Raw genomic sequence first — 23,375 nt, 5'->3', positions numbered from 1 at the left:
CCACCCCATCCAAACAAGGGTCGGGGTGGTGGCATGGTGTTCCGGGTGCGCAATGCGTTGGTGGGACTGGGTCTGGCGGCGGCCGGCGGTGCGATGGCGGTGCAGATCACCGGCCTGAGCCCGCAGGGCGAGGTGGCACGGGTGCGGCAGGTGGTGGCGAATTTCGACGCCCCCGCGGTGGCCTTCGGCAGCCCGAACGCGGCCGCGCCGCTGCAGCTGAGCTGCAACGAACCCCAGGCCTCGGCCGGCACTGGCCGCTGGCTCAATGACCGCCGCTGGGTGTACGACTTCCAGCAGATGCTGCCGCCGGGCGTGAAGTGCACGCTGCAGGTGGCGCCAGGCTTCGTGGCGCTGGACGGAAAGCCGCTGGCCGGCCCGCAGCGTTTTGCCTTCGAGACCGGTGGCCCCGTGGTGCGACAGAGCGTCCCGTCCGACGGCCAGACCATCGAAGAAGGCCAGTACTTCCTGCTGCGCTTCAACGGCGCGGTGTCGCCCGAGAGTGTGCAGGCCCACGCCTGGTGTGGCATGGACGGGCTGGGCGAGCGCATCGCGGTGAAGCTGATCACCGGCGCCGAGCGCGAGCAGCTGGTCCAGGTGCGCGGCTGGAACCGCCGGGATGTTCCGCCCGAACAGGTCGTCGCCCTGGCCTGCCAGCGCCAGCTCACGCCCGCGGCCAAGGTGCGGCTGGTGCTGGGCAAGGGCGTGGCGACACCGAACGGCGTCGCCACGCGCCAGGACCAGCGCCTGAACTTCACCGTGCGCGAGCCCTTCAAGGTCACGTTCAGCTGCGAGCGCGAGAACGCGCAGTCGCCCTGCCTGCCCCTGCGCGGCATGTCGCTGCGCTTCAACGCCCCGGTCACCGCGAAGCAGGCGCAGGAGATCCGGCTTAGGCCCGCCGCCGGCGGCGAGGCGCTGACACCCAAACTCGAAGACGGCGCACACGGCGACGACGCGGTCGATGGCGTGGACTTCGCCCCCACGCTGACCGAGAAGGCCAGCTACACGGTCGAGCTGCCCCAGGGCCTGGTCGACGCTTCGGGCCGCGCACCCGCCAACGCCGGCCAGTTCCCGCTGAAGGTCGCGACCGGCCTGATGCCGCCGCTGGTGAAGTTCGCGGCCGCGCCCTTCGGCGTGGTCGAGCGGCTGGCCGAACCCGGTGGTGCCGCCCTGCTGCCGATCACGGTGCGCAACGTCGAGCCCGAGCTCAAGGCCCTGGGCCTCGCGCTCAGCGGCAGCAAGGTCAGCGACCTCAGGCTCTCCAGCGACGCCGAGATCATTGCCTGGTACCAGCGCGTGGCCACCTTCCACGAAGGCACGGTCGAACGCCAGCTGGCGGCCCAATGGGCGAAGACGCCGCTGCCCAAGGTGATCGACAAGGACAACGGGGACTGGGTCGAGTCGCGCATGCTCGGCCTGTTGCAGGGCCTGCCGAACGTGAAGCCGCTGGACCTGCCCCAGGCGGCGGCGGGCGAACCGCGCCCCATGGAGGTGGTGGGCATTCCGCTGCAACCGGGCTTTCACGTGGTCGAGATCGCCTCGCCACGTCTGGGCCGTTCGCTGCTGGACGAGCGCCACGGCGAGGGCCGCACGATGTACGTGCGCAGCTCGGCGCTGGTGACCAACCTGGGCGTGCACTTCAAGCTCGGGCGCGAGAACGCCCTGGCCTGGGTGACCACGCTGGACAAGGGCAAGCCGGTCGCGGGCGCGGCGGTGCAGGTCTCGGACTGTCGCGGCAAGCCGGTCGCCAAGGGGCAGACCGATGCGCAGGGCGTGGTGAAGCTCGACGGCCTCCCCGGCCGGGCGCCCGTGTGCCAGAACGGTGAGGCGGAAGACGGCGACTACGGCGGCGCCTGGTTCGTCAGCGCGCGCGCGAAGTCGGCCGACGGCGTCGACGACCTGGCCTTCACCTGGAGCGACTGGAACCGCGGCATCGAGGCCTGGCGCTTCGACCTGCCGACCGGCGACCTCGCCAGCGCCACGCAGCGCGCCCACACCGTGCTCGACCGTGCCCTGCTGCGGGCGGGCGAAACGCTGTCGATGAAGCACTTCCTGCGCACGGAAGACATGAAGGGCTTCCATGTCCCCGATCTGAAAAGCGGCGAGCTCATCATCACCCACCAGGGCAGCGGCCAGGAGTTCCGCCAGCCCGTGGCCTGGCGCAAGACCGCCACCGGCGGCCTGAGCGCCACCAGCGAGTTCGCGATCCCGCCCTCGGCCCGGCTGGGTGTCTACACGGTGCAGCTCTCGCAGTCGCTGGGCCGCCAAGGCACCGAAATCCTCGACAGCGCACAGTTCCGCGTCGAGGAGTTCCGGCTGCCGGTGCTGCAGGGCCAGCTCAGCGCCAACGACAAGAAGCCGCTGGTGGCGGCCACCAGCACGCCGGTCGACCTGCAGGTGAGCTACCTCTCGGGCGGCGGCGCGGGCAACCTCGCGACCCAGGTGTCGGCGCTGATGCGCCGCAAATCTCTGTCGTTCCCGGGTTACGAGGGCTTCAGCTTCGAGCCGCCGCGCGCGGCCAACCGCGCGGAAGGCGGTCCGGACGAAGGCGAGGACGGCGCCGACACGGCGCAGAAGCTGGTGGCCGACAAGCTGCCGCTGACGCTGGACAAGAACGGTCGCGGCCGCACCGACATCAAGGACCTGCCGGCGGTCACATCGCCGCAGCAGTTGCTGATCGAGGCCAGCTACGCCGACCCCAACGGCGAGACCCAGACCCTGCGCCACGTCACCACGCTGTGGCCCGCCGCGGTGGTCGCGGGCATCAGGACCGAAGGCTGGGTCTCGACCCGGCAGCAGGCGCGCTTCCAGGCGCTGGCACTCACGCTGGACGGCAAGCCCGCGGCCAAGGTGCCGCTGGAGGTGCGCGCCTCGGTCAAGACCACGACCACCACGCGCAAGCGCATGGTCGGTGGCTTCTACACCTACGACAACAAGACCACCTCCAAAGACCTGGGCCGCATCTGCTCGGGCCAGAGCGACGCGCGCGGACTGCTGCTGTGCGAGGCCGAACTCGACGACGCCGGCGAGGTCGAGCTGACCGTGGTCGCCAAGGACAGCGAAGGCCACACGCACCAGAGCGCCGCCTCGGTCTACGTCACGCGCCAGGGTGAGCTCTGGTTCGGCGGCGAGGACCACGACCGCATGGACGTGGTGCCCGAGAAGAAGCGCTACGAGCCCGGCGAGACCGCGCGCCTGCAGGTGCGCATGCCGTTCCGCTTCGCGACCGCCCTGGTCAGCATCGAGCGCGAAGGCATCATCGACACGAAGGTGGTGCAGCTCAACGGCGAAGACCCGACCATCGACCTGAAGGTCGAGCCCGGCTGGGGACCGAACGTCTACGTGAGCGTGATGGCGCTGCGCGGCCGGCTGCGCGAGGTGCCGTGGTACAGCTTCTTCACCTGGGGCTACCAGGCGCCGCGCGAGTGGTGGACCGCCTTCTGGTACGAGGGCAAGGAATACGTGGCGCCGACCGCGCTGGTCGACCTGAGCAAGCCGGCCTACCGCCTGGGCGTGGCCGAGCTCAAGGTCGGCACGGCGGCGCATGAGATCAAAGTCAGCGTCGCCACCGACCGCGAGGCCTACCCGGTGCGCGGCACCGCCCAGGTCAGCATCCAGGCCAGGCTGCCCAACGGCCAGCCCGCAGCGAATGCCGAGGTGGCGCTGGCGGTGGTCGACCAGGCCCTGCTGGAGCTGGGACCGAACGACAGCTGGGACCTGCTGGCCGGCCTGTGGCAGCGGCGGAACTGGAGCGTCGAGACCGCGACCGCGCAGATGGAAATCATCGGCCGGCGCCACTACGGCCGCAAGGCGATCTCGGCCGGCGGCGGCGGCGGCCACAGCCCGACGCGCGAGCTGTTCGACACCCTGCTGCTGTGGCAGCCCTCGGTGGTGCTCGATGCCCAGGGCCGCGCCACGGTGAAGGTGCCGCTGAACGACGCGATCAGCAGCTTCCAGGTGGTGGCCATCGCCGATTCGGGCCCGGGCCTGTTCGGCACCGGCCAGGCCAAGTTCCGCGCCACACAGGACCTGCAGATCATCAGCGGCCTGCCGCCGCTGGTGCGCGAGGGCGACCGTTTCATGGCGCAGTTCAGCCTGCGCAACACCACGGCGCAGCCGATGAAGGTCAACGTCAGTGCGCGCGCCACGCTGGTCGAGACGCCCGCGCAGACGGTCGAGATACCGGCCGGCGAAACCCGCGAGGTGGCCTGGGACGTGACGGCCCCGGTGCCGCTGGGTCTGGGCCGCTCCGAGGCGCTGCTGTGGGAGGTCACGGCGCAGGACCAGAACGGCCAGGCGCGCGACGCCGCCAAGTTCAGCCAGCGCGTGCTGCCCGCCGTGCCGCTGACGGTGCGGCAGGCGACGCTGGCCCAGCTCGACGGCCCACTGACGGCGCCTGTCGCGACCCCGGCCGACGCCCTGACCGACGCCCAGGGAGCGCTGCGCGGCGGCATCCGCATGAGCCTGCAACCCACGCTGGCCGAGGGCCTGCCCGCGGTGCGCGAGTGGTTCGCGAACTACCCCTTCGCCTGCCTGGAGCAGAAGACCTCCAAGGCCATCGGCCTGCGCGACGCCAAGCTCTGGCAGACCGTGCTGGCGCAGTTGCCGACCTACCTCGACAGCGACGGCCTGGCGAACTACTTTCCGCCGCGCGACGGCGACCGCCCCTCGGGCAGCGACACCCTGACCGCCTACCTGCTGTCGGCCACGCACGAGGCATCGTCGCTCGACCCGGCCTGGACCCTGCCCGACACGGCGCGCGCCGCCATGCTGCGCGGGCTGGAGAACTTCGTCACCGGCAAGATCGAACGCGGCTTCTGGAGCCCGCGCCAGGACCTGAACCTGCGCAAGCTCGCCGCGGTGGAAGCGCTCTCGCGCCACGGCCGGGCGAACGCGCGCCTGCTGCAGAGCATCGAGATCACGCCCAACCAGTGGCCCACCCACGCGGTGATCGACTGGCTCAACGTGCTGCGCCGCGTCAGCGACATCCACAAGCGCGACGAGAAGCTGGCCGAAGCGAACCAGATCCTGCGCACGCGGCTGTCGTACCAGGGCAGCAAGCTGGTCTTCAGCAGCGAGGCCGATGACCACTGGTGGTGGCTGATGCAAAACGGTGACGTCAACACCGCGCGCCTGCTGCTGGCCGTGATGGACGACCCTGCCTGGAAGGACGACATGGGCCGCATCGCCAGCGGCTTCATCGGCCGCCAGCAGCGCGGCGCCTGGCAGACCACCACCGCCAACCTCTGGGGCGGCCTGGCGCTGCAGAAGTTCTCGGCCCGCTTCGAGGCCGTGCCCGTGACCGGCAGCACGCGCGCCACGCTGGGCGCCGCAAGCGCCGCGGTCGACTGGAGCAAGGTCGCCCGCGCCGATCCCAAGGCCCCCGTGGCCGCGGGCTTCGCCACCGTCGGCCCCACCAAGGCCGACCCCAATGCGCCCACCGGCCCGTGGCGCCACAACACCGCCACCCTGGCCTGGCCGAAAGACGGTGCCTCGTCGCTCGCGGTGACGCACCAGGGCAGCGGCAAGCCCTGGGTCACGCTGCAGGCGCTGGCGGCCACGCCGCTGAAGGCGCCGGTCTCGGCCGGCTACACGGTGAAAAAGACCATCACCCCGATCGAGCAGGCCGTGGCCGGGCGCTACAGCCGGGGCGACGTGCTGCGCGTCACCATCGAAGTCAACGCCAGCACCGACATGACCTGGGTGGTGCTCAGCGACCCGATCCCGGGCGGCGCGACCCTGCTGGGCAGCGGCCTGGGCCGCGACTCGGCCATCGCCACCGCGGGCGAGAAGCGCTCGGGCAGCGGCTGGCCGGTGTTCGAGGAACGCAGCTTCGAAGCCTTCCGCAGCTACTACGACCACCTGCCGGCCGGCAACTTCAAGACCGAGTACACGGTGAGGCTCAACAACGTGGGCCAGTTCGCGCTGCCGCCAACGCGCATCGAGGCGATGTACGCGCCCGAGGTCTTCGGCGAGCTGCCCAACGCGCCGGTGAAGGTGGAGGCGAAGTGAAGCGAAGGGCGTTGCTGGTGGGCGTTCTGGCCGGGGGCTTCGCGCTGCCAGCGGCGGCCCTGCCCAGCTTCGCCGAAGTGAAGGCCGCGCACCCCACATCCGAGACCCTGTTCCTCGACCGCCACGGCGAGGTGCTGCAGCGCCTGCGCACCGACCCGACGGTGCGCCAGGGCGCCTGGGTCGCGCTGCCCGAGGTCTCGCCCGCGCTGCGCAGCGCCCTGGTCTACAGCGAGGACCGGCGCTTCTACGAACACAGCGGGGTGGACTGGCAGGCCGTCGCGGCCGCCGCCTGGGGCAACCTCTGGAACACGCGCACGCGCGGCGCCTCCACCCTCACCATGCAGCTGGCCGGCCTGCTGGACAGCGACCTCAAGGCCGGCGCCCGGGGGCGGAGCTGGACGCAGAAGGCCGGCCAGGCGGTGTGGGCGCAGTGGCTGGAAACGCGCTGGCGCAAGGACCAGATCCTGGAGGCCTACCTCAACCGCGTACCCTTCCGCGGCGAGCTCGTCGGCATCGACGCGCTCGCGCGCAGCCTGTTCGCCAAAGCGCCGCACGGTCTCAACGCCGACGAGGCCGCGATCACCGCTGCCCTGGTGCGCGCGCCCAACGCCGCGCCCGAGCGCGTGGCCGCCCGCGCCTGCGAGGTGCAGCAGGCGATGGCGCGCGCCCAGGGTGCGAAGGCCGACTGCCTGTCGGTGCGGCTGCTGGCCGGCGGCGCGCTGCGCGACCGGCGCTGGTCTGCCAGCGAAGGCGATGCACCGCACGCGGCACGGCGCGCCTGGGCCGAGTGGCGCCAGCAGGCCGGCACGCGCGCCGCGCCGGCGCAGGTCCGCACCACACTCTGGGCCCCGCTGCAGCGCGAGGCGCAGAACCTGCTGCAGCGCCAGCTGCGCGCGCTGCTGGGCCGGCGCGTGGAAGACGGCGCGGTGGTCGTACTCGACAACGCCAGCGGCGAGGTGCTGGCCTGGGTCGGCTCATCGGGTCTGCTGAGCCAGGCCGCCGAGGTCGACGGCGTGACCGCGCTGCGCCAGCCGGGCTCCACACTCAAGCCCTTCCTCTATGCACAGGCCCTCGCGGAAAGACGCCTGAGCGCGGCTTCTCTGATCGAGGACGCGCCGACCCACATCCCGACCGCGGCCGGCCTCTACATCCCGCAGAACTACGACCGGCACTTCCGCGGCTGGGTCTCGGTGCGCACCGCCCTGGCCTCGTCGCTCAACATCCCGGCCGTGCGCACGCTGGCCATGGTCTCGCCCGACGACTTCGCGGCGCAGCTGCTGCGCCTGGGCCTGCCGCTGCGCGAGGGCGGCGACTACTATGGCCTCGGCCTCGCGCTGGGCAGCCCCGAGGTCAGCCTGCTCTCGCTGGTCAACGCCTACCGCACGCTGGCCAACCAGGGTCGCCACGCGCCGGTCGCACCGCTGCTGGCCGGCCCGCGCCGGGCGGTGCGCGGCGAGCCAGTGCTCAACCCTGGCGCTGCCTTCATCGTGGGCGACATCCTGTCGGACGCCAACGCCCGCGCCGCCACCTTCGGCACCGACAGCCTGCTGGCCACGCGCGTCTGGACCGCGGTGAAGACCGGCACCAGCAAGGACATGCGCGACAACTGGGCCGTGGGCTGGTCGCAGCGCTACACGGTGGGCGTGTGGGTCGGCAACGCCAGCGGCGCGCCCATGGGCGAGGTCAGCGGCACCACCGGCGCGGCGCCGGTCTGGGCCGGCCTGATGCGCTGGCTGCACGAACGCCAGCCCAGCCGCGCGCCGTCCGCCCCGGACGGCGTGGTGGCGCAGGCCGTGCGTTTCGGCCAGCAGCTCGAACCGGCGCGCCGCGAGTGGTTCATCGCCGGCACCGAGCAGCCACTGTTCACTTTGGGCACGGACGGCGACAGTGGCGCGCCGGAACAGCGCCCGCGCATCCTCAGCCCCACCACCGGCACCATCCTCGCCCTCGACCCCGACATCCCGCCCGCCCACCAGCGTCTGACGCTCAGGGCCGAGGCCGGCAACGTGCGCTGGCGCCTGGACGGCAGGCCGCTGGGCCGAGGCCAGGAGCTGCAATGGATGCCCTGGCCGGGCCGGCACCAGATCGAGCTGGTCAACGCCCGCGGCGAGGTGCTGGACCGCGTGCGCATCGAGGTGCGTGGGGCGGGCGTGAAGACCAGGAGCGGAGCGCCCAACAAGGTGAAAAGTTGACGGAGAGAGAACGATTCGCCGCCGGGCCGCCCCAAGGCGAATCAGCCCCCTCGGGGGGCAGCGACCCGCGCAGCGGCGGAGCGTGGGGGCTCAATGCTCCTCGTGCAACTTCTCGTGGATCTTCTTCGTCGTCCACCAGACCGACCACAACACGATAGGAATCGCCGCACCGGCCAGCAGCTCCGGCTTGATGGGCAGGCCCATCTCCTTGCCCGCCTTGCCCAGGTAGAGGATCAGGCTGATCACGTAGTACGAGATGGCCGCGATCGACAGGCCTTCCACCGTGCTCTGCAGGCGCAGCTGCAGTTCCTGGCCCCGGGTGAGCTTGGCCAGCAACTGCTGGTTCTGCACTTCGGTGGCGATGTCCACCCGTGTGCGCAGCAGGGCGCTGGTGCGGGTGATGCGCTCGGACAGCGAGGCCAGGCGCTGGCCGGTGGACTCCACCGTGGCCATGGCCGGTGACAGCCGGCGCTGCATGAACTCGCCAATCGTCTGGGTGCCCGGCACCGGCTGCTCGCGCAGCTCGGCGATGCGCTGCGCCACCAGGCCGTCGTAGGCCCGCGTGGCCGAGAAGCGGTAGGCGTGCTCGGCGATGGCGCGCTCCACCCCAGCGGCCAGCGACACCAGGGTGTCGAGCAGACTCTGGTCGGTGGCGGTCTTGCTCTCCAGGTGGGCGGTGATGTCGGCCAGCTGCGCCTCGCAGCGCGAGAGGAACGGGCCGAGCTGCTTGGCCACCGGCAGGCCGCGCAGCGCCAGCAGGCGGTAGGTCTCGATCTCCAGCAGGCGCTGCGAGATGCGGCCGGCCCGGGTTTCGGTGGTGTCGGGCGGCGCCACCACCAGGATGCGTTCGTAGCCGGACTCCCGCAGCATCAGGTCGGTGATCACCATGGAGTGGGACTGGTTGCCCATGAGCGAGGCGACCACGGTGTGTTCGCCCAGCCAGGTGCGACCTTGCGCCAGGGCCTCGTGCGGGTCCGCCAGTTCGCCGTGCAGCATCACCAGCTTGATGGCGGCGATCGTGCGCCCGGGGATGCCGGCCAGCCAGTCGGCCGGCAGCACGATGTGCGAGAGCAGCTCGGGGTCGCGGGCACCCAGCTGTGCGCCTTCGGGCAGCGGCTGCACCAGCGAATAGCGGGTGAACTCGGTGTGGCGTTCCCACTTGAGCGTGTAGCCCGGCAGCCGCAGGCGCAGGAAGCTGCCACTGAGCTGCTCGGCCTGCAGGTCCTGCTGGCCCGGCAGGCGGCGCAGGTGCGCCAGCTCCTGCTCGCGGCTCACGCCGTCGTTGGTCACGGCGATGAACACCACCAGCGCCGGCAACCGGATGCGCGCCGGCGGGCGGGCGTGCACCTCGTTGTGCAGCATCTCGCGCAGGGGGTCGTTGGTCGGCAGCTGTGGTTGGGCGGTGTCCATGGCGCGATTGTGCCGAAACCCCTCTGTCACCAGCCCCGGCACACGCCGCTCAGCCGCGCGATTGCGGCGGTCTGGGCAGCGACACCACGAACCGCGCACCCTCGTTGGGGCGGGCGTGGAAGCCGATCTGCCCACCGTGCCGCCGGACGATGCCCAGGGCGTTCGCCAGCCCGATGCCATGTCCGGGGTAGTCGCTCTCGGCATGCAGCCGCTGGAACACGCCGAACAGCCGGTCGGCGTGCTGCATGTCGAACCCGATGCCGTTGTCCTCGACCGCGATCTCGTCCATGTCGATGCCCGCGCGGCAGGTGACCGAGACCTGCGGGCTGGGGTGCTTGCTGCTGTACTTGATCGCGTTGCCCAGCAGGTTTTGCAGCACGATGCGGATGAGCGCCGGATCGGCCCACACCCGCGCCTCGTCTGGCCACTCCAGCCGCGGCGGCCGTTCGGCACCGCCCAGCAGCTGGGCGGCGATGTCCTCGATCAGCGCCGGCAGGTCGACCCACTGGCAGCGGGGCTCGGCCTGGCGGTTGCTCGAATAGTCGAGCAGCGCCTCCATCATGACCGCCATCTTCGAGCCCGCCTGCAGCACGGCCTCGACGCAGCGCCGGGCCTCGGGGTCCTGCCCGACGCTGTCCAGACCCAGCATCAGCTCGCCGTAGCCCATCATGTGCCGCAGGGGCGTGCGCAGGTCGTGCGAAATGGAATACGCAAACGAGGCCAGCTGCCGGTTGGCCTCTTCCAGGTGGGCCGTCTGCCGGGCGACCTCCTGGGTCAGCGAGGCCGACAGCGATTCGAGCCGCTGCTCGTAGCGCATCCGGTCGATCTCGACCCCGGCGCGCGCCGCGTGCATCTGGACCAGCGCCCGCAGCTCCGCGGAGTCCGGCAGCAGCTTGTCGTCCAGCAGCACCAGCAGCCCGATGCCCTGGCCCTGGGTGTCGAAGATGGGCGCCCCCAGGTAGCTGCTGACGCCCATCTCCTTGAGCAGCGCGTCCTGCGGAAACTCGGCGCAGACGTCGCGGGAGTAGACACACATGCCCTTGCCGACGATGCTCTCGCAGGGAGAGCCCGACAGGTCGTAGCTGAAGTTGGGCGAGAGTGCGCCGCCAATGGCAGTGGCCAGGGCGTGGACCGTCTCGTCCTCCCCGGGGCCGATGACCCCCACGAACACATACCGGACGCCCAGCAGCCTCCCGAGCCGGGACACCATGTTCTCGCAGCAGCGCTGGCCGACCGAGGTGTCGCCGGCCAGTTCGAGCAGGCCCTGCCGAAGCACGTGCTGTTCCTGATGCATGCGATGACCCAAGTGAAGCCTGTTACCTCGGCAGTTCGCACCCGGACTTGACCCCGGACACCGCGCCGAGCCGACAAAAAAGCCCGCATCCCGGAGAGGGAGCGGGCCTGGCGCGGTGGAGCCTTTTTCTCCGAATCAGAACGGAATGTCGTCGTCCATGTCGTCGAAGCCGCTGGCCGGACGGGCGGCCGCCGGGGCGGGGGCCGGTGCCGGACGGGCGGCAGGCGCCTGGCGCGGTGCGGCGGCCGGGCGGCTGTAGCCACCGCCACCACCACCCTCTTCGCCACCACCCATGCCTTCGCGGCCGCCGAGCAGCTGCAGTTCGGTGGCGATGATGTCCACGGTGTTCTTTTCGACGCCGGTGGCCTTGTCCACATAGGTGCCGTACTTCAGGCGGCCCTCGACGTAGATCGGGCGGCCCTTCTTGACGTACTCACCGGCGATTTCGGCAAGGCGGTCGTAGAAGGTGACGCGGTGCCACTGGGTGTCTTCGATGGTCTCGCCGCTGTTGCGGTCCTTGCGCCGGCTGGAGGTGGCCACGCTCACGTTGGCCACGGCCTGGCCCGAGGGCAGGTAACGGATTTCGGGGTCGCGGCCGCAGTTGCCGACGAGGATGACTTTGTTGACGGATGCCATGAGATGAGCCCTGAGAAATGGGGGCGGCGCGGGAGGACCGGCCGCCGGTCGGTCGACCATTGTGCCGCAATCGCATCGGCCGACCAATCCGCTGACCGGCGCAGACAGGAACGGGCGGACGACCTCTACACTCGGGTGCGATGAGACGAGAGCCGGACTTCCTGCAGAACCTGCGCACCGAGATCGCCGACGGCCGGCAATGGCGGGACCGGGTGGTGGTGATCGCGTTCGCCGTGCTGGCGGGCCTGTCCATCGTGGGCTTCACCTTGCTGGCGGACGCGACCTTCGGCCTCTACCAGGCCGGGCGCGAGGCTGTGTGGTGGGCACCGCTGCTGTGGACCCCGGCCATGACGGCGCTGATCGTCTGGGCCGTGCGCCGCTGGGCGCCGGGCGTCGCCGGCTCGGGCGTGCCCCAGGTACTGGTGGCGCTGGCGCCGGAGACGCCGCTGGCCTCGCGCGGCGCCTACGCCTCCTGGCGCCTGTCCATGCTCAAGATCGCCGGAGTCTCCGCCAGCCTGCTGGCCGGGCTGTCGGTGGGCCGCCAGGGACCGTCGGTGCAGATCGGCGCCGGCGTGATGCTGGCGGCGCGTCGATGGCTGTCCCCGAACAGCGGCATCAGCGCCCGCGAGCTGCTGGTGGCCGGCGGCGCGGTCGGCCTGGCTGCAGCCTTCAACACCCCCCTGGGCGGCATCGTGTTCGCGATCGAGGAGCTCTCGCGCAAGCTGCAGGAGCGCAGCAGCGGCCTGATGCTGGCGGCCATCGTGGTCGGCGGCCTGGTGTCGGTCTCGGCCTTCGGCAGCCTCTCCTACTTCGGGCGGGTGAGGGCCGAGAACCTGACCTGGTGGAACCTGATCGGCCCCGCGCTGGTGGTGTCGGTGTTCGCCGGCCTGCTGGGCGGTCTGATGTCGCGCCTGCTGCTGGCCTCCTTCACCGGCCTGCCCGACCGCTACTGCGCCTACCGACGCAAACGGCCGGTGGCCTTCGCCGCGGCCTGCGGCTTCGTGGTTGCAGTGATCGCGGTGGTCACCGACGGCGAAACGGCCGGCATCGGTCACCAACACACCCACGCCTTGCTGGCCGCGGCCAGCGCCGGCACCGAAGGGCAGACGCCCTTCGTGTTCACCGGCCTGAAGTTCGTGGCGTCGTGGCTCTCGTCCTGGGCCGGCGTGCCGGCAGGCATGTTCGGACCCTCGCTCTCCATTGGTGCCGGGCTGGGCGCCGACGTGGCGTGGCTGTTCGACTCGCCGCACACCGCGGCCCTGATCGCGCTGGGCATGTGCGGGTTTCTGGCGGGTGTCACGCAGACGCCCATCACCGCCATGATCATCGTGATGGAGATGACCGACGGCCACAGCATGGTGCTCAGCCTGATCACCTGCGCGCTGCTGGCCAGCGGCATCTCGCGCATGATCAGCCGGCCGCTGTACGGCACGCTGGCCGAACTGATGACGCGCTCCTGGCGCGATGGCGCACCGGCCACCGACGGCCGGCCGACCTGAGACTCAGGCGCTAGGCTGCGCCGGTGGCCGCATCGGCCAGGCCACCGCCAGCCAGCACAGCATCAGGCCCGCACTGAACAGGAAGATGCCGGCACTGCCCCAGGTCTTGGCGACGAGTCCACCCAGGCTGCCGCCGGCAAAGATGCCCAGCGACATCAGGGTGTTGTAGACCCCGAGCGCCGCGCCGCGCTGGCGCGGTTCGGCCAGGCGCGAGGCCAGGCTGGGCTGGCTGGCCTCCTGGGCATTGAAGCCCACGAAATACAGGCACAGCAGCACCGACACCGCCCACACCGACGGCCCCTGCAGGGCCCACAGGAAGCCCAGCTGCACCAGCGCGATCAGGGCGATGGTGCCCAGGTAGACCGCCTTGAAGTGGCCCTTGCGCTCCAGCCGGAACAGAAAACCGCCCAGGATCAGCAGCGAGCCCAGCACCGCGGGCAGGTAGACCTTCCACTGCGCGGGACCATCCACCCCGGCCTCGCGCAGCAGCGCAGGCACCGACAGCCACATCGCGATCTGCACCGCGTGCAGCACGAACACGCCCACGTCAACCCGCAGCAGCTCGGCGTGGGCCAGCACCTGGCGCAGCCCGCCGCGGCCGGCGTCGACATGCTCGACCGGCTCGGGCGGCACCACCCAGGCCACCACCGCCATGCCGGTCAGCGCCAGGCCGGCGGTCAGCATGAACAGGCCGGACAGGCCGATGTGGGGCACCAGCACCGGCGCCAGCACCAGCGACAGGGCGAACATGAGCGCGATGCTGATGCCCACCAGGGCCATCGACTTGGTGCGCACCTGGTCGCGCGTGAGGTCGGCCAGCAGGGCGGTGACGGCCGCCGAGATGGCGCCCGCGCCCTGGATGGCGCGCCCGGCCACCAGCCAGGGCAGGCTCGGCGCCCAGGCCGCCACCAGGCTGCCCAGCACAAACAGCGCCAGCCCGAACAGGATCACCGGCTTGCGCCCCAAGCGGTCGGAGGCCATGCCCAGCGGCACCTGCAGCATCGCCTGGGTCAGTCCGTAGGCGCCCATCGCCAGGCCGACCAGCCCGGGGTTGTCTCCACCTGGGTAGTGCCGCGCCTCGATGGCGAACACCGGAAGCACCAGAAACAGACCCAGCATGCGCAACGCATAGATCGCAGCGAGCGAGAGACTGGCCCGGCGCTCGCCAGCGGTCATTCGAGTGGCGTCGGCCGCCGGGGCTGCGGTCATCGGTGTGGCGGTGTTCAGAGAGGGCACGGGCGGGACGGGACGGAAGCTGCGTATTGTGTCCGAAAGGCCGCGCGACCATGGCCGGACCGGGCGCGGCCAAGTGCCGCCGCTTATCATGCAAGGTTGCTTTTCTGACGCCCGCCCTGTGGATTCCAAGCTCCCCGCCCCCGCCGCCCACCCCACCGCCACCACCCTCTCGGTGCGCGGCGCGCGCACGCACAACCTCAAGAACATCGACCTGGACATCCCCAAGCAGTCGCTGGTGGTGATCACCGGGCTGTCGGGCTCGGGCAAGTCCAGCCTGGCGTTCGACACGCTCTACGCCGAAGGCCAGCGCCGTTACGTCGAGAGCCTCTCGGCCTACGCGCGGCAGTTCTTGCAGCTGATGGACAAGCCCGACGTGGACCTGATCGAGGGCCTGTCGCCCGCGATCGCCATCGAGCAGAAGGCCACCAGCCACAACCCGCGCTCGACCGTGGGCACAGTCACCGAGATCCACGACTACCTGCGCCTCTTGTACGCCCGAGCCGGCACGCCCTACTGCCCCGACCACGACCTGCCGCTGGCCTCGCAAAGCGTGGCGCAGATGGTGGACACGGTGCTGGCCTTGCCCGAGGGCACGAAGCTGATGATCCTGGCGCCGGTGGCGCGCGAGAAGAAGGGCGAGTTCGCCGAGCTGTTCGCCGAGATGCAGGCCCAGGGGTATGTACGCTTCCGCCTCAACGGCGAGGTGGTGGAGGCAGAAGCCCTGCCGGCGCTGAAGAAGACCGAGAAGCACAACATCGATGTGGTGATCGACCGCATCAAGGTGCGTTCGGCCGAAGAAGAGGGTGCGAATCCACAACGCCAAAGATTGGCCGAAAGCTTCGAGGCCGCGCTGCGCCTGGCCGAGGGACGCGCGCTGACGGTGGACATGGACAGCGGCGCCGAACTGGCGTTTTCGGCCAAGTTCGCCTGCCCGGTCTGCACCCACACCGTGGGCGAGCTGGAGCCGCGCCTGTTCTCGTTCAACTCGCCGCTGGGCGCCTGCCCGGCCTGCGACGGCATCGGCCACACCGAGGTGTTCGACGCCGAGCGCGTGGTCGCCTTCCCCACGCTCAGCCTGGCCAGCGGCGCCATCAAGGGCTGGGACCGGCGCAACGGCTACTACTTCGCGATGATCGAGAGCCTGGCGGCGCACTACGGCTTCGACGCCGAGGCCGCCTGGGAAAGCCTGCCCGAGAAGGTGCAGCAGGTGCTGCTCTACGGCTCGGGCGAGGAAGAGATCAAGTTCAGCTACGCGCTGGAATCGGGTGAACGCGCCGGCAAGAAGATTGCGAAGAAGCACCCCTTCGAAGGCATCATCCGCAACTTCGAGCGCCGCTACCGCGAGACCGATTCGGTCGCGGTGCGCGAGGAACTGGCGCGGTACCGCAGCACGCAACCCTGCCCTGAATGCGGCGGCACGCGCCTGCGCAAGGAAGCGCGCCATGTGTTCGTGGGCGACGGCGAACAGCGCCAGCCGATCTACAAGGTCAGCCACATCACTCTGGGCGAGGCGCTGGACTACTTCCGCCGCCTCGAACTGCAGGGCGCGAAGGCCGACATCGCCGCGCGCGTGGTCAACGAAATCCGCCAGCGCCTGACGTTCCTCAACGACGTGGGCCTGAACTACCTGAGCCTGGACCGCAGCGCCGACACCTTGAGCGGCGGCGAAGCGCAGCGCATCCGCCTGGCCAGCCAGATCGGCAGCGGGCTGAGCGGCGTGATGTACGTGCTCGACGAGCCCAGCATCGGCCTGCACCAGCGCGACAACGACCGCCTGATCGGCACGCTGCAGCACCTGCGCGACCTGGGCAACACCGTGCTGGTGGTCGAGCACGACGAGGACATGATCCGCACCGCCGACCACGTGATCGACATCGGCCCGGGCGCCGGTGTGCACGGTGGCCGCGTGATGTCGCAGGGCACGCCGGCCGCTGTGATGGCCGACCCGAACTCGCTCACCGGCCAGTACCTCAGCGGCGTGAAAGAAATCGCCGTGCCCGCGCGGCGCACGCCCTGGCTGCCAGTCATCAAACCCGACGGAAAGACCCCGCCGGTCAAGTCCCGTTTTCCCATGAGCCCTGCCGCCGAGCGCCGCGCCGAACGCCAGGCCGCGCACGAGGCCACCCTAGGCGAGCTGCAGGAAATCCGCGTGCGCGGCGCCAAGGGCCACAACCTGAAAGGCGTGGACGTGGCCTTCCCGGTCGGCCTTCTGACTTGTGTGACCGGAGTCTCGGGCTCTGGCAAATCCACCCTGGTCAACGACACGCTGTACGCCGCGGTGGCGCGCACGCTCTACCGCTCGCACGACGAGCCGGCCGAACACGAGGCGATCGAAGGCATCGAACACTTCGACAAGGTCATCAACGTCGACCAGAGCCCCATCGGCCGCACGCCGCGCAGCAACCCGGCCACCTACACGGGGCTGTTCACCGGCATCCGCGAGCTGATGGCCGAGGTGCCGATGGCGCGCGAGCGCGGCTACGGGCCTGGGCGCTTCAGTTTCAACGTGGCCGGCGGCCGCTGCGAAGCCTGCCAGGGCGACGGCGTGGTCAAGGTGGAGATGCACTTCCTGCCCGATGTGTACGTGCCCTGCGAGGTCTGCCACGGCCAGCGCTACAACCGCGAAACGCTGGAGGTCCAGTACAAGGGCCGCAACATTGCGCAGATCCTGGACATGACGGTCGAACATGCGGCCGAGTTCTTCAGCGCCGTGCCCACGCTGCACCGCAAGCTGCAGACCCTGCTGGACGTGGGCCTGAGCTACGTGCGCCTGGGCCAGAGCGCGACCACGCTCTCGGGTGGCGAGGCGCAGCGCGTCAAGCTGGCGCAGGAACTGAGCAAGCGCGACACCGGCCGCACGCTCTACATCCTGGACGAACCGACCACCGGCCTGCACTTCGCCGACATCGAACTGCTGCTCAAGGTGCTGCACCAGCTGCGCGACGCCGGCAACACCATCGTCGTCATCGAGCACAACCTCGACGTGATCAAGACCGCCGACTGGCTGATCGACATGGGCCCCGAGGGCGGCTCGGGCGGCGGCACGGTGGTGGTGCAGGGCACGCCGGAAACCGTTGCGGCCTGCGAGGCCAGCCACACCGGGCGGTACCTGGCGCGGCTGCTCAAGCGCTGAGGATCAGCGCTTGCCTCTGAAAGCGATGCCAGCGCTGATCGAGTGCGTGGTCTTGCGGCCCACCAGCGGGCTGCGCGAGGGCGCCGACAGCATGCGCGAGAGGTCCAGGCCACCGAACAGCACCCAGTGCTCGCTCAGCACATGGGTGTACTGCAGGCTGGCGCGCATGTTCTCCCAGCCGCTGCTGAGCGTGTAGGGCGAGCGCCCGACGCTCTGAGCCGTTTCGGGCGTGATGCCGTAGTGGGTCTGCAGGTAGGTCTGGTTGCCGTAGGTCGCGCCCAGCCCGAAGTCCCAGTAGCTGTGCTCCGTCAGCGGATGGCGGTAGCCGAGCCCGGCCGACAGCCGCGAGCCGCCCCGCCGTCCCAGCAGATCCTTGTCGATGCTGGTGCTCCAGCTCCAGCGTTCGCCCAGCGACGAGCCGGTGGAAATGCGGGCCCGCAGGGTGGACGGGATGTCGGGCAGCCCGCGGAAGCGGGGATCGCCACCGAAGTCGCGCCCGTTGTCCATGCGCAGGGACGCACCCAGGCGCCAGTCATTGAAGATACCGAAATCGGCGCTCACGCCGGTTTCCAGCTCTTCGTTCCGGCCTGCCTTCAGCAGACTGGAGGCCCGCGAGCGCGACACCCGGAACGGCCCCAGCCGGAAGGCCCACATGGGCTTGAAGTCGTAGCGCACCGGCGCGTCGCCGATGTGGCCGTTGCCGGACACGACCGAGGCGCCGATCAGGTAGTCGCCTTCGATGGTGAGCCAGTCATCGTCGGCGGCGGAAGCGGCGACGGTGGAAGCACCCAAAACCAGACCCAGGCCCCAGCGATGACAGATGGACAGCATGGGCGCAGATCATAGCCACCCAATATGAAGGCCCCGCGGAATCCCCCGGCGGCGCGTCCGGCATTCGCTTCAGGCCCGCGCGGCAGGCCGTTGCGCCACCCGGTCGCGCCAGGTTTGCAAGGCGGGAAACCCTTGCTCGCCGGCGTTGAAGCGCATCAGCTTGGCGAATTCGATGGCGCAAAACGCGGTGATGTCGGCGATGGTGAAGCGCTCGCCCGCGATCCAGGGCTGGTGCTGCAGCTCGGCGTCCAGCCAGGCGGCCGTCTCGCGCAGCTTCTCGCCCTGCGAGCGTCCGAACTCGGGAAACTGCGGCTGCTCCAGCGGCGCCAAGCCGGGGTGGGTGTGGCGCACGCAGTTGGCGATGGGCAGCAGGAAGTACCACTCGATGCGCCGGTCGGCCATCTCGATGAATGCCCTCTCGGTGGCGTCCACGCCCATCAGGTTGGGCTCGGGGTGCTGCCCTTCGACCCAGGTGCAGATGGCCCGGGTTTCGGTCAGCACGCGCCCGTCGTCGAACTCCAGCGCGGGGATGCGCGCGAGCGGGCTCTTGGCCCGGAAGGCGGCGCTCTTGTGTTCCTGCGCGTTGAGGTCGACGTTCACCAGCTCGATGCCGGCCGCCGCCAGGTCGATGCCCTTTTCGGCCAGGAACATCTGAACCCGGCGCGGATTGGGGGCCCGGGGCGACACATAGAGCTTCATGGCCGGCACCCGCTCAGGCCTTGGCCGCGTTCAGCACCTCGCGCGTGCGAAGGGCCTCGGCGCGCGCGGCGGCCGCGAAATCGGCACCGCCAGAGGCGTAGAGCACGGCGCGCGAGCTGTTGACGATCACCGGGCCGGTGGTCGCCCCGTCCTGCGCGCGGTGACCGGCGCGGATGGTGGCCACGGCGTCGCCACCCTGCGCGCCCACACCGGGAATCAGCAGCGGCAGGGTCGGCGCCAGCTCGCGCACCCGCTCGATTTCGGCCGGGTAGGTGGCACCCACCACGAGGCCCAACTGACCGTTGAGGTTCCACGGGCCTTGCGCGAGCTTCGCGATGTGTTCGTAGACGCGTGGCTGGCCGTCGACCGAGGCCAGGCGCTGGTTCTGCAGGTCGTCCCCGCCGGGGTTGGAGGTGCGGCACAGCAGGAAGGCGCCCTTGCCTTCGTATTTCAGGTAAGGCTGCACCGAGTCCCAGCCCATGAAGGGCGAGAGGGTCACGGCATCGGCGCCGTAGCGCTCGAAGGCCTCGATCGCGTACTGCTCGGCCGTGCTGCCGATGTCGCCGCGCTTGGCGTCCAGGATCACAGGCACCTGCGGCGCCACCGCCTTCATGTGCCGCATGAGCTTCTCGAGCTGGTCTTCGGCGCGGTGCGCGGCGAAGTAGGCGATCTGCGGCTTGAAGGCGATCACTGCGTCGGCCGTGGCCTCGACGATGGCGGCGCAGAAGTCGTAGATCTTCGAGGCGTCGCCCTTCAGGCCGGCCGGGAATTTCGCGGGGTCGGGGTCGAGGCCGACGCAGAGCAGGGACTGATTCTGGCGCTCTGCCGCGCCCAGCATGTCGAGGAAGGTCATCCCCGAATTTTACGAACCCTGCTGGCGCGCGGCGGCGCTCGGAGGCTCGCAGGACGGGCCCAGCACGGGCCGCAGCACCAGCGGCTGGTCCACGACCAGGTCCAGCGACGCCGCACGGGTGCCCTGCCCCTGCCAGCCCTGCACGCGCCGGCATGGGCCTTCAAGCACCTCGATCTTCAGCGCCATGCCCTTGAAGTACCGCAGGGTCACCGGCTGCGACGGATCGCCCTCGTGGCGCAGGCCATTGACCTGCAGCACCGCGCCGGGCACCAGTGGCCCCAGCTGGATCGCAACCGGCGCCTCCAGCCTGAACAGCGACTGGAACTCCGCCAACTGGGCATCCACCCGCTGGCTGGCAAACCCCTTGACGTGGCGGACCGACCGCTCCCAGGCCGCCACGTCGGCCGGCACGCGCCAACGGTTGATGTGATGCGGCACTTCGGCAGCAATTTCCCCGCGGTACTGGTCGACGAAGCGGTGCACGCGCTCCGGTGCGAAACGGGTGTTCAGCAGGTCCACATAGCGCTGCAGGAACCGCGTCCGGAACGCCGGGTCCTTCATCAGCGCGCGGAACAGCCTGGTGCTCCAGGCCAGATCCGGCCGGCCGCGCGGCCCCTGGTCCGACAGCGTGTCGCTCAGCTTGAGGGTACCCGGCACGTGGAAGGAGGCGTCCATGTCGTTGGCCGGCCAGTGCCATTTGCGGTGTGCCTGGGCCCGCGGGGGCACCGAGGCCGACGGACGCACCCGCCAGGCCTGCATGTTGTTGAAAGGCCAGTCGATGTTGCCGACGTAGATCTGCGCGATGTGCAGGTCGATGTAGCTGGCCAGGTCCATCTCAGCCTCGGCCACCGGCCCCACCGGGCGGCCCGCTGCCGAGGCGGCTTCGATGCGCCCGATCAGGTCCAGCCATTCGGGCGCCATGCCCGGCTGCTCCTCGGTCACGCCATAGTTGCGGCTGAGCTCGATGTCCGAATCCTTGACCCCGGCCAACCCGGCGAAGTGGTCGTCGCCCAGGCGCTCGCGCAGGTTGAACAGCCCCCAGTACTCACCGTTCACAAACACAGACACCGGTCGGCTGCGCGAGACCTCCAGGTGCAGACCGTCTAACACCCGGTGCAGCACGGCGTCCCGGAACAGAGCCCCTGTGCGGTCGTTGCCCGCGTTGCGCAGGATGAGCTGCTTGGCCGGGAACGGCCGGTCCATGTTGCCGAACACGTCCATGTCGTCCTGGCCGTAGCGCTTGCGCGCGTGCAGGCGCATGGACTTGTTGGTCGCCGCCCGGCTGAAGGCCCCGTGCACCCGCAGGCCCGCCGACTGCGCGGCCGGCCGGGGCTGCAACCGCCCGTTGTCCATGCCCAGGTATTCGACGTGCACGGCGCGCTCGGAGCTGTCGCCTTCGTCGCGCCAGTTGGCGTCGGCCGTGCCCGCGGTGGCGGTGTGGTGCGGATGCCGGTCGCGCCAGGTGTCGAAGCGCCGCCCGGCCACCAGCACGCCCTGTTCGTAGCCGAACAGGTCCTCGGGATCGGCCGTGAGCGCGACCACCGGCAGGCCGAAACGCGCCGGGTTGCCGAAGAAGAAGCTGCGGGTCACGACGTGGCTGCGCTCGCCGCGCGGACCGACCGCCACCGCCCGCACCACCACGGCGCGGTCCACCTGGCCATCGCCAGCGCGGGGATGCACCAGCGCCTGCGCCGGGTCCGCACCCGACCAGGCGCCGATCCCGTCACGCGAATACTCCAGGAACTCGTCCCACACCCGCTGCAGCCCGTAGGGGTCCGCGCCGGGTGGCGCTGGCGGCAGATGCGCCACCGGCTGGTCGCCGTAGCTGGTGGGGATGCGGGCGTAGCGGCCCGCGCCGGTCATCACGCGCGAGAGCTTGATCGGCCCGCGGTAGGGCAGCGTGACCAGCCGCCCTTTTTCCAGCACACCGTCCTTGCTGCGCGGCGAGCGGCGGTAGGCGGTCTTGTACTGGAAGCTGCGCTCGTAGGGGAACTGCACGTAGGGCGTCGAGCCATCCAGCGTGTAGAAGATCGAGACCCCGGCGTCGGGGTGGTAGAGCTTGAGCTTGAAGGTGTAGGGATGGAACCCCGCCTCGTGAGAGAACTGCGGCGGGCTGATGATGTCGACCGCCTGCGCCGGCCAGCAGGCACAAGCCAGCAGCAGCACCAGCCCGCGCAGGGCCTGGCCCAGACCGTTCAGAAAACTCATGCCGGCACCCCCGCCGGTGCCACCGACAGGGCGGCAGCCGCCATAGGGTGGCAGCCCAGCCGCCGGTGGTTGGCGCCAAAGCGGCTGGCGCCGGTCCAGAGCCCGCAGGCCAGCAGGCCGATGCAGTACTTGGACATCTGCGCCTGCGGCCGCAGGCCGGCATCGCGCAGCAGGCGGTCGGTCAGCGACATCGGCCGCGCCGACTTGACCTCGACGATCACGCTGGCCGTTGTCTGGTGGACCCTGAGGTCGGTGGGATGGCTGAACGACAGGCCGGAGTCGATGGTGACCCGGGTCTGGTCGCGCGCGTCGAACAGGGTGATGCGCCGGTAACCCACGTCCAGCGTCGGCAGGAAGGGACGGTCGGCCGCCGCGCCGGCGATCTGCCGGATGCGGCCGAGCAGGCCGCCGAAGTCGGCGCCCAGATCGTCCGGGCCAGTCAGAGGCACCCGCGACTTGGCGGTCGCCGCCACCCGGGTCTTTTCCTTGAGCTCGCAGAAGGCCAGGCCGCTGTCTTCGTAGCGCCGGGTGCGCAGCTTGAACCGGTTGGCCCGACCCTGGTTGTGGGCCCGGAAGCACAGCAGGTCGGGAGTGTCGTAGTAGCGGCTCTGGTAGCCGTGCGAGCGCAGGCCATCGATCTCGAGCACCGTGTGGCTGAAGCGCAGCACATCGAACAGGTCGTGCAGCCGCGCCAGGTCCAGCACGTACTTGCGTTCGAGCCGCTTGAGCAAAGCGGCCTGCCCATTCAGTTCGGTCAGGCCGATGCCTGCAAACCCGGACAGCCAGGACGCGGGGACGGCGCCCGGATGGTCAGTACTCAACCTGCAGCTCCACGGTCTCGGTGATGCCGCACACCCGCACCAGCTGCACGCGCTGCGCCTTCAGGCCGGTCTGGCGCCCCACGGCCTCGACCACCGCGGCCTCGTCGCCCACGTCGAAGCTGCGGTCCATGTCCAGCTTGATGCGCGTGCTGCGCAGCGGGCGGCTGAGCTTCGGGTGGTCCAGCACGTAGACCGAGGCCAGCATGGCCAGGATGATGATGACCATCAGGCCGCGGTCGATCGCGTTGATGGCGAACAGCACCGCCATCGAGGCACTGCCGAAGAAGTAGGCGATGTCCACCCGGGACAGCTGCTCGGAGCGCAGCGTGAACAGCGCCAGGATCGCGAACAGGCCAAAACCCGCCGCCAGCGAGAACTGCACGTCGGCGAGCACCGTGAGCACGGCGAACACGAACACGTTGAGCAGCAGGGCGGAGACCGCCGTGTCGCGGTTGTGGTGCCTTCTGTAATAGAGGCCGAACATCAGCACGCTGGCCGCGCCCAGGTTGAGCGAGAACCGCGCGATGAATTCCAGGTACCAGACGATTTCCATG

The 23,375-nt window shown here is 70.3% G+C and carries 14 protein-coding genes; 4 read left to right on the top strand and 10 right to left on the bottom strand.

Features of this window, described 5'->3' with window-relative positions; genetic code table 11:
* Nucleotides 1–33: 33 nt before the first annotated feature.
* Both ACFOPI_RS09425 and pbpC read left to right on the top strand, forming a co-directional pair.
* Nucleotides 34–6,009, top strand: a complete 5,976-nt coding sequence (locus ACFOPI_RS09425; RefSeq protein ID WP_382173257.1) for an alpha-2-macroglobulin family protein — start codon at nt 34–36, stop codon at nt 6,007–6,009.
* Nucleotides 6,006–8,201 (top strand): penicillin-binding protein 1C, encoded by a 2,196-nt coding sequence (gene pbpC, locus ACFOPI_RS09420; protein WP_382173256.1) that lies wholly within the window; start codon nt 6,006–6,008, stop codon nt 8,199–8,201. The genes ACFOPI_RS09425 and pbpC overlap by 4 nt, the downstream gene beginning before the upstream one ends.
* A gap of 90 nt (nt 8,202–8,291) precedes the next feature.
* Here pbpC and ACFOPI_RS09415 read toward each other — a convergent pair whose 3' ends face one another.
* The 3 genes from ACFOPI_RS09415 to ssb form a co-directional block, all read right to left on the bottom strand.
* The gene (locus ACFOPI_RS09415; protein WP_382173254.1) at nt 8,292–9,611 is read right to left on the bottom strand and encodes a DUF3422 family protein; all 1,320 of its coding nucleotides are present in this window, start codon (nt 9,609–9,611) and stop codon (nt 8,292–8,294) included.
* Nucleotides 9,612–9,660: 49 nt separating this feature from the next.
* Entirely contained in the window at nt 9,661–10,905 is a 1,245-nt protein-coding gene (locus tag ACFOPI_RS09410; RefSeq protein WP_382173253.1) for a sensor histidine kinase, read from the bottom strand.
* A gap of 135 nt (nt 10,906–11,040) precedes the next feature.
* Nucleotides 11,041–11,541, bottom strand: a complete 501-nt coding sequence (gene ssb / locus ACFOPI_RS09405; protein WP_382173251.1) for a single-stranded DNA-binding protein — start codon at nt 11,539–11,541, stop codon at nt 11,041–11,043.
* A gap of 140 nt (nt 11,542–11,681) precedes the next feature.
* Between ssb and ACFOPI_RS09400 the strand changes: the two genes are divergently transcribed.
* Nucleotides 11,682–13,040: a chloride channel protein gene (locus ACFOPI_RS09400; protein WP_382173249.1), complete on the top strand. Its 1,359-nt coding sequence runs from the start codon at nt 11,682–11,684 to the stop codon at nt 13,038–13,040.
* A 3-nt stretch (nt 13,041–13,043) separates the two neighbouring features.
* Here the strand turns inward: ACFOPI_RS09400 and ACFOPI_RS09395 are convergent, their stop codons facing one another.
* Nucleotides 13,044–14,216, bottom strand: a complete 1,173-nt coding sequence (locus ACFOPI_RS09395; RefSeq protein WP_382173472.1) for an MFS transporter — start codon at nt 14,214–14,216, stop codon at nt 13,044–13,046.
* Between the two features lie 148 nt (nt 14,217–14,364).
* On the opposite strand from ACFOPI_RS09395, the gene uvrA reads away from it, so the two are divergent.
* Complete coding sequence (gene uvrA, locus ACFOPI_RS09390) at nt 14,365–17,409, top strand: excinuclease ABC subunit UvrA (protein ID WP_382173248.1); 3,045 nt, start codon at nt 14,365–14,367, stop codon at nt 17,407–17,409.
* A gap of 3 nt (nt 17,410–17,412) precedes the next feature.
* Here uvrA and ACFOPI_RS09385 read toward each other — a convergent pair whose 3' ends face one another.
* The 6 genes from ACFOPI_RS09385 to ACFOPI_RS09360 form a co-directional block, all read right to left on the bottom strand.
* Complete coding sequence (locus tag ACFOPI_RS09385) at nt 17,413–18,240, bottom strand: MipA/OmpV family protein (protein WP_382173246.1); 828 nt, start codon at nt 18,238–18,240, stop codon at nt 17,413–17,415.
* Between the two features lie 69 nt (nt 18,241–18,309).
* Nucleotides 18,310–18,939: a glutathione S-transferase family protein gene (locus tag ACFOPI_RS09380; protein WP_382173244.1), complete on the bottom strand. Its 630-nt coding sequence runs from the start codon at nt 18,937–18,939 to the stop codon at nt 18,310–18,312.
* Nucleotides 18,940–18,952: 13 nt separating this feature from the next.
* Complete coding sequence (pyrF, locus tag ACFOPI_RS09375) at nt 18,953–19,792, bottom strand: orotidine-5'-phosphate decarboxylase (protein ID WP_382173243.1); 840 nt, start codon at nt 19,790–19,792, stop codon at nt 18,953–18,955.
* Nucleotides 19,793–19,801: 9 nt separating this feature from the next.
* The gene (locus ACFOPI_RS09370; protein WP_382173241.1) at nt 19,802–22,000 is read right to left on the bottom strand and encodes a CotH kinase family protein; all 2,199 of its coding nucleotides are present in this window, start codon (nt 21,998–22,000) and stop codon (nt 19,802–19,804) included.
* Nucleotides 21,997–22,821, bottom strand: coding sequence for a polyphosphate polymerase domain-containing protein (locus ACFOPI_RS09365; RefSeq protein ID WP_382173239.1), 825 nt, complete (start codon nt 22,819–22,821; stop codon nt 21,997–21,999). The genes ACFOPI_RS09370 and ACFOPI_RS09365 overlap by 4 nt, the downstream gene beginning before the upstream one ends.
* A complete protein-coding gene (locus tag ACFOPI_RS09360; protein ID WP_382173238.1) occupies nt 22,811–23,374 on the bottom strand; it encodes a DUF4956 domain-containing protein in 564 nt (187 codons plus the stop codon). Before ACFOPI_RS09360 ends, ACFOPI_RS09365 begins: the two co-directional genes overlap by 11 nt.
* Between the last annotated feature and the right edge of the window lies 1 nt (nt 23,375).

This window comes from Hydrogenophaga luteola, from assembly GCF_042648585.1.
Lineage (GTDB): Bacteria > Pseudomonadota > Gammaproteobacteria > Burkholderiales > Burkholderiaceae_C > Hydrogenophaga > Hydrogenophaga luteola.
Note: the sequence above shows the minus strand (reverse complement) of the source record. Positions and strands in the feature narration are given on the sequence as shown.

Bases quoted from the DNA above. Each gene is read 5' to 3' on its own strand.
- ACFOPI_RS09360 (WP_382173238.1), bottom strand. From the start codon at position 23,374: ATGGAAATCGTCTGGTACCTGGAATTCATCGCGCGGTTCTCGCTCAAC.
- ACFOPI_RS09370 (WP_382173241.1), bottom strand. From the start codon at position 22,000: ATGAGTTTTCTGAACGGTCTGGGCCAGGCCCTGCGCGGGCTGGTGCTG.
- pyrF (WP_382173243.1), bottom strand. From the start codon at position 19,792: ATGACCTTCCTCGACATGCTGGGCGCGGCAGAGCGCCAGAATCAGTCC.
- ACFOPI_RS09410 (WP_382173253.1), bottom strand. From the start codon at position 10,905: ATGCATCAGGAACAGCACGTGCTTCGGCAGGGCCTGCTCGAACTGGCC.
- ACFOPI_RS09385 (WP_382173246.1), bottom strand. From the start codon at position 18,240: ATGCTGTCCATCTGTCATCGCTGGGGCCTGGGTCTGGTTTTGGGTGCT.
- ACFOPI_RS09380 (WP_382173244.1), bottom strand. From the start codon at position 18,939: ATGAAGCTCTATGTGTCGCCCCGGGCCCCCAATCCGCGCCGGGTTCAG.
- ssb (WP_382173251.1), bottom strand. From the start codon at position 11,541: ATGGCATCCGTCAACAAAGTCATCCTCGTCGGCAACTGCGGCCGCGAC.
- ACFOPI_RS09400 (WP_382173249.1), top strand. From the start codon at position 11,682: ATGAGACGAGAGCCGGACTTCCTGCAGAACCTGCGCACCGAGATCGCC.
- ACFOPI_RS09415 (WP_382173254.1), bottom strand. From the start codon at position 9,611: ATGGACACCGCCCAACCACAGCTGCCGACCAACGACCCCCTGCGCGAG.
- ACFOPI_RS09425 (WP_382173257.1), top strand. From the start codon at position 34: ATGGTGTTCCGGGTGCGCAATGCGTTGGTGGGACTGGGTCTGGCGGCG.
- ACFOPI_RS09395 (WP_382173472.1), bottom strand. From the start codon at position 14,216: ATGACCGCTGGCGAGCGCCGGGCCAGTCTCTCGCTCGCTGCGATCTAT.
- uvrA (WP_382173248.1), top strand. From the start codon at position 14,365: ATGCAAGGTTGCTTTTCTGACGCCCGCCCTGTGGATTCCAAGCTCCCC.